A 6,000-nucleotide genomic window follows, 5' to 3' on the forward strand; every position below is an offset into this window, starting at 1 on the left:
TGGATACTCTCTGGCGCCGATGCAGGAAAACACTCTAATAAGAAACTGGCCTTCGGGCCTGAGCCGGACACCAAGCGATGACTCCTCGGGTATTGATCGTCGATGACGATCCGCTGATTCGCGATCTGCTGCACGCCTACCTGTCCCAGGAAGGCTACGACGTCCATTGCGCCGCCACGGCGGAACTGGCGGAAACCTTCCTGGCCAGCCAGACCGTGGACCTGGTGATGCTCGACATCCGCCTGCCGGGCAAGGACGGCCTGACCCTGACCCGCGAGCTGCGGGTGCGCTCGGAAGTCGGGATCATCCTGATCACCGGGCGCAACGACGAAATCGACCGCATCGTCGGCCTCGAATGCGGCGCCGATGACTACGTGATCAAACCCCTCAATCCAAGGGAACTGGTGTCCCGGGCGAAAAACCTGATTCGCCGGGTACGTCATGCGCAAACGCCAGCGCCTGCCGTCGCGGTGGCCAAGCCGGTCAAGCAATTCGCCGACTGGGCGCTGGACACCGACCGCCGCCGGCTGATCGATTCGTCCGGCAGTGAAACGCTGTTGACCCACGGCGAATACCAGTTGCTCAGCGTGTTCCTGCGCAACAGCGGCCACACCCTCAGCCGCGACCAGTTGATGGACCAGATCCGCAACCGCGAATGGGTGCCCAACGACCGCTCCATCGACGTGCTGGTCGGGCGCCTGCGCCGCAAGCTGCACGACGATCCGGCCGAACCCCAGTTGATCATCACCATTCACGGCGCCGGTTACCTGTTCACCGCCGGTGTGGCGGCCTGAACTTGATGAGGCGTTGGCTTTGGCTGCTGGCGGTGTTTGTGGCCGGCCATGCCGTCGCGGCGGACAAGGTTCGCTATTGCGATTACCCGGTGTACCCGCCGATCTCCTGGAGTGACGGCAAGCAGGTGCGCGGACTGGCGCCCAGCGTGGTGAAGCACTTGTTCGGCCAGTTGGGGTATGAGGTCGAGATGGTCGTGCTGGGCAACTGGAAACGCTGCCTGCTGGACGCCGCCGAAGGCCGGGTCGATGTGGTGCTGGCCTACAGTTCCGCGCAACGGGAACAGAGCATGCTGTTCTCGACGGTGCCGGTATTGCGTGAAGAAGTGGCGCTGTTCATCAATCGTCAGCACCCGGTGAAATTCGAACAGCTGGACGACCTGGCCCATTACCGTGGCGGCCTGTTGTTCGGCGAGAGCTACGGCGTGGCGTTCGATCGCATGGTCGCGCGCTACAACAACATCGAATGGGTCTCCGACAGCCACCAGAACTTCGGCAAGCTGATTCGCGGGCGCATCGATTTCATCACCCAGGAGCGGCGCACCGGCCAGTTGTACGTGGAAAATCTGCCCGGCGGCCAGGACATCGTCGCCTTGCCCAAGGCGTTGAGCGTGGACTACCTGCGGGTCGCCGTGTCACGGCGCTCGCCATTGGCCAATCGCATGCCCGAGATCAACGCGCTGTTGCAGCGCATGGTCGATGCTGGTGACATCGAGCGCTGGCTCAACGAAAGCGAAGTGACCTACCGCGACATGATCAACCTGCCGGCGGATACGCAATGATTCGCGCCCGTCCCGGTGGACTGCTGCGACGGCTGCTGCTGTTCATTCTGTTGTTCAGCCTGTGCTTCACCGTGCTGGCCAGCAGCGTGCAACTGTACATCGAGTATCGACGGGAAATGCGCGACATCGATTCACGCATGGAGCTGATCCGCGCCGGCTACCTGGCCAGCCTGGAACGCAGCCTCTGGGACTTGAACCAGGAACAGCTGAACGTACAGTTGCGCGGCCTGGTGGACTTCTCCGACGTCGCCCGGGTGCACTTGACCAGCGCCGATTTCGACCTGGTGCAGGGCAACCCCGAGCCGGTCGGGCCGTTGCGCATCGAGCGGTTCGCCCTGGACTATCAACCGCCGTCCGGTCCGTTGCGCAACCTTGGCGAACTGGAAGTCAGCACGGATCTGGGGGCGGTGTACCAGCGTCTCTACGCCACCGGTTTGACCAGCCTGTTGTGGATGGCGGTGTTTCTCTGCGGCCTGGCCGTTGCGCTGTCGGGATTGTTTTATCGACTGGTGACCCGGCACCTGAAAGTCATGGCCGAGTTTGCCCGGCGCATCGCCTCCGGTGAATGGCAAGAACCCTTGCACCTGGACAAGCGCCGCGGCAATGACGAAATCGATACCGTGGCCCACGCACTGGATGACATGCGCCGGTCGATCCTGCGGGACATCCAGCGCCGGGAAAGCGATCGCCTGGCCTTGCAGGACAACCGTGACGAACTGCTGAAAATGGTCGAGCGCCGTACCGCCAGCCTGATGCGGGCCAAGGATGAAGCGGAAGCGGCCAACCTCGCCAAATCGCGGTTTCTGGCGACCATGAGCCACGAACTGCGCACGCCCCTCAATGGCATCCTCGGCATGGCCGAACTGTTGCGCGGCGCACGTCTGGATGCACAGGACGGCAAACGTCTGGATGCCTTGCACAAGGCCGGCGAAGGCTTGCTGACTATCCTCAACGAAGTGCTGTATTTCGCCAGGCTGGAGGAGGGCGTCAGCCATCCTGAACCGGTGGATTTCTCGCTGCGCCAGTTGCTCGACGAGGTGCTGACATTGTTGGAGCCGCGAGCGCTGAACAACGACACGATCCTGAGTTGCCGCGTTGATCAGCGGATTGCCGAGTATCACCACGGCGCCGAGCAGTTCCTGCGTCAAGTGCTGAGCAACCTGCTGGCCAACGCGATCAAGTTCACCGAAGGCGGCGAAGTCAGCGTCGAGGTGGCGCTGCTCGCTGAAACCGGCGAACAGGCCGGGCAGCGCTTGCGGGTCAGTGTCACGGACGACGGCATCGGCATTGCTCCGGCGATGCAGGCGAAGATTTTCGAGCGCTTCACCCAGGCCAGCGAAGAAGTCGCGCAGCGTTTTGGGGGCACCGGTTTGGGATTGGCGATCTGCAAACATCTGGTGGAGCAGATGGGCGGCTGCATCGGCGTGGACAGTGAAGTGGGGCGCGGCAGTTGCTTCTGGTTCGAGCTTTGCCTGCAGCCGGCCAGCGCTGTGGTGGCAGTCGCGCCGGTTCGCGCGGTAGGACCGGTCCTGAATATCCTGGTGGTCGAAGACGTGGCGCTCAACCGCGAGGTGGCCATGGGCTTGCTGCAACGGGACGGCCACCGAGTGTGGCTGGCTGAAGAGGCGCAACAGGCGCTGGAGCACTGTGCAGCGCAGGCTTTCGATCTGTTGCTGCTGGACGTTCATCTGCCGGGCATCAGCGGTGTCGAGTTATGCCGACAGATCCGCCACGGCGACGGGCCGAACCGCCATACCCGCATTTTCGCCCTGACCGCCAGCGTACAGCCGGCACTGGTGCGCGGTTATCTGGAGGCCGGCATGGACGGCATCCTGGCCAAACCCTTGAAGCTGGATAACCTGCGCCAGGTACTGGAGGGGCACACACCCGTCGCCGACTCGCTTGTGCATGACGAGACGATGGACTGGTCGCTGTTGCAGACCCATCGCAACTTGCTCGGCGAGCAAAAAGTCCAGGGCCTGCTGGCGGTGCTGCGCGACTCGATTCTTCAGCACCGCGATGCGCTGCATGAAGCCATTGCCGCCGACGACTGCACAGAGGTCGCGCAACTGGCTCACCGTCTGGCCGGCAGCTGTGATTCGCTGGGTTTTCGTTCGCTGGCCACGACGCTGAGGGCGCTGGAGACTTCGGCCCTGGTCAACGATGAATCGGCGATCCACCGCATGACCACCACGCTGGATGAAAAATTGCAGCACGCGCTGACCACCCTGAAAGGCCTGTTGCAGAGCTGACGTACAAGTTTGTTACGACTTTCTACAACTTCGATCTTTACGGTCAACGCGAACTTACATGGCTTTCCAATAATCGACGCAACCGCCGCAGCGCGGTCTTCGAAGCTTATTGGAGATAATAATAATGAATTGCCGTAAAGCTGATCCCACCCTGCGCCGTGACGTCCTGTCGCGCGCTGTACACCTCACTGACTGCTGAGGTGCCGACATGAACGAAAACACTGAGCGCAGCACTGATCAAAAAGGCATTCAGCTGACCCGTGCCCTGAAAAGCCGGCACATCTTCATGCTGTCCCTGGGCGGCGTCATCGGCACCGGGCTGTTCATGGGCTCCGGGGTGACCATCAACCAGGGCGGCCCGGTGGGGGCGATCCTGGCTTACCTGGTCGCGGGTTTCCTGATGTACCTGGTAATGGTCTGCCTGGGCGAACTGTCGGTACAGATGCCGGTGTCCGGGTCGTTCCAGACCCATGCCACGAAATACATCGGCCCGGCCACCGGGTTCATGATCGGTTGGGTGTACTGGATGAGCTGGGCCACCACTGTCGGTCTGGAGTTCACCGCCGCCGGCATGCTGATGACGCGCTGGTTCCCGCATGTGCCGATCTGGTACTGGTCGGCGCTGTTCGTGGTGGTGCTGTTCGGCATCAACGCCCTGGCGACCCGCGCATTCGGTGAAGCCGAATACTGGTTCTCGGGGATCAAGGTCGCGGCGATTCTCGGTTTCATCGTGGTCGGCGTGCTGGTGATCTTCGGCGTGATGCCCCTGAGCAGCGGCGCACCCGCGCCGATGGCGACCAACCTGATCGGCGATTCGCTGTTCCCCAACGGCCTGTCAGCCGTGTTCGCGGTGATGATGACCGTGGTCTATGCGTTCCAGGGTTGCGAGATCATGGGCGTGGCCGCCGGTGAAACCGATCAGCCGGAAAAGAGCATTCCCCGCGCCGTGCGCAACGTGGTGTTCCGCGTGCTGATCTTCTACGTGCTGGCGATTGTCGTGCTGTCGGCCATCGTGCCATGGCAGCAGGCGGGGCTGATGGAAAGTCCGTTCGTGCAGGTGTTCGACATGGTCGGCATTCCCTACGCTGCCGACCTGATGAACTTCGTGATCCTTACCGCGATCCTGTCGGTGGGCAACTCCGGCCTGTATGCCTCGACGCGCATCCTGTGGGCGATGTCGAAAACCGGCATGGCACCGAAAAGCCTGTCGCCATTGAGCAAGCGTGGGGTGCCGTTGCGTGCCTTGAGCATCACCTTGTGCTTCGCGCTGGTGTCGTTGATGACCAGCTTCGTCGCCGCCGATACCTTGTTCATGGTGCTGATGGCCGTGAGCGGCATGTCCGGCACCGTGACCTGGATTGTCATCGCGCTGGCGCAGTACAAGTTCCGCAAGGCGTACTTGCGTGACGGCGGCAAACTCAGCGACCTGAAGTACCGCGCACCCTGGTTCCCGGTATTGCCGTTGATGTGCATCACACTGTGCTGCTCGCTGTTCGTGTTCCTGGCCCTGGATGAAACCCAGCGTCCGTCGCTGTATTGGGGCTTTGGATTCATTGCGCTGTGCTATGGCGCGTACTTCCTGGTTCATCGCAAGCGTCAGGCGGTGTTGGCGCCGGGCCTGCCGACCGTTTAATTCCTTCTGCCAAGTACTTTCCCTGTGGGAGCGGGCTTGCCCGCGATAGCGGTGGGTCAACCAGCAACCAGCTGACTGTCCCGGCGCCATCGCGGGCAAGCCCGCTCCCACAGTGTTTTGTGGCGTACACGGCATTTGCGAACACTGAAGTGCCCCGTAGGAGCGAGCTTGCTCGCGATGGACGTTAACGAAGACGTGCACTGTCTGATTGAAGGCGGCGTGCTTGAAATTTTCGCGAGCAGGCTCGCTCCTACGGTTTTTTGTGGCGTACACGGCATTTGCGAACACTGAAGTGCCCTGTAGGAGCGAGCTTGCTCGCGATGGACGTTAACGAACACATGCACTGCCTGATTGAACGCGGTGCGCTTGAAATTTTCGCGAGCAGGCTCGCCCCTACAGTGCTTTGTGGCGTACACGGCATTTGCGAACACTGAAGTGCCCTGTAGGAGCGAGCTTGCTCGCGAAGGACGTTAACGAACACATGCACTGCCTGATTGAACGCGGTGCGCTTGAAATTTTCGCGAGCAGGCTCGCCCCTACAG

4 protein-coding genes are annotated in these 6,000 nt (G+C 61.7%); all 4 read left to right on the forward strand.

Going from position 1 to position 6,000, the window contains the following annotated elements:
* Positions 1 to 77 precede the first annotated feature (77 nt).
* The 4 genes from ACCD00_RS18730 to ACCD00_RS18745 all read left to right on the forward strand — a co-directional run bounded on the left by ACCD00_RS18730 (position 78) and on the right by ACCD00_RS18745 (position 5,458).
* Positions 78 to 794, forward strand: a complete 717-nt coding sequence (locus ACCD00_RS18730) for a response regulator (RefSeq protein WP_413426731.1) — start codon at positions 78 to 80, stop codon at positions 792 to 794.
* Between the two features lie 5 nt (positions 795 to 799).
* Positions 800 to 1,573, forward strand: coding sequence for a substrate-binding periplasmic protein (locus ACCD00_RS18735; protein ID WP_413426733.1), 774 nt, complete (start codon positions 800 to 802; stop codon positions 1,571 to 1,573).
* On the forward strand, positions 1,570 to 3,825 hold the full coding sequence (locus tag ACCD00_RS18740; protein ID WP_413426735.1) for an ATP-binding protein: 2,256 nt from the start codon (positions 1,570 to 1,572) through the stop codon (positions 3,823 to 3,825). Before ACCD00_RS18735 ends, ACCD00_RS18740 begins: the two co-directional genes overlap by 4 nt.
* 208 nt (positions 3,826 to 4,033) lie before the next feature.
* Entirely contained in the window at positions 4,034 to 5,458 is a 1,425-nt protein-coding gene (locus tag ACCD00_RS18745; RefSeq protein WP_413426737.1) for an amino acid permease, read from the forward strand.
* Positions 5,459 to 6,000: the final 542 nt, after the last annotated feature.

The sequence above is a fragment of the Pseudomonas sp. Pseusp3 genome, from assembly GCF_047304225.1.
Taxonomy (GTDB): Bacteria; Pseudomonadota; Gammaproteobacteria; order Pseudomonadales; family Pseudomonadaceae; genus Aquipseudomonas; species Aquipseudomonas fluorescens_CD.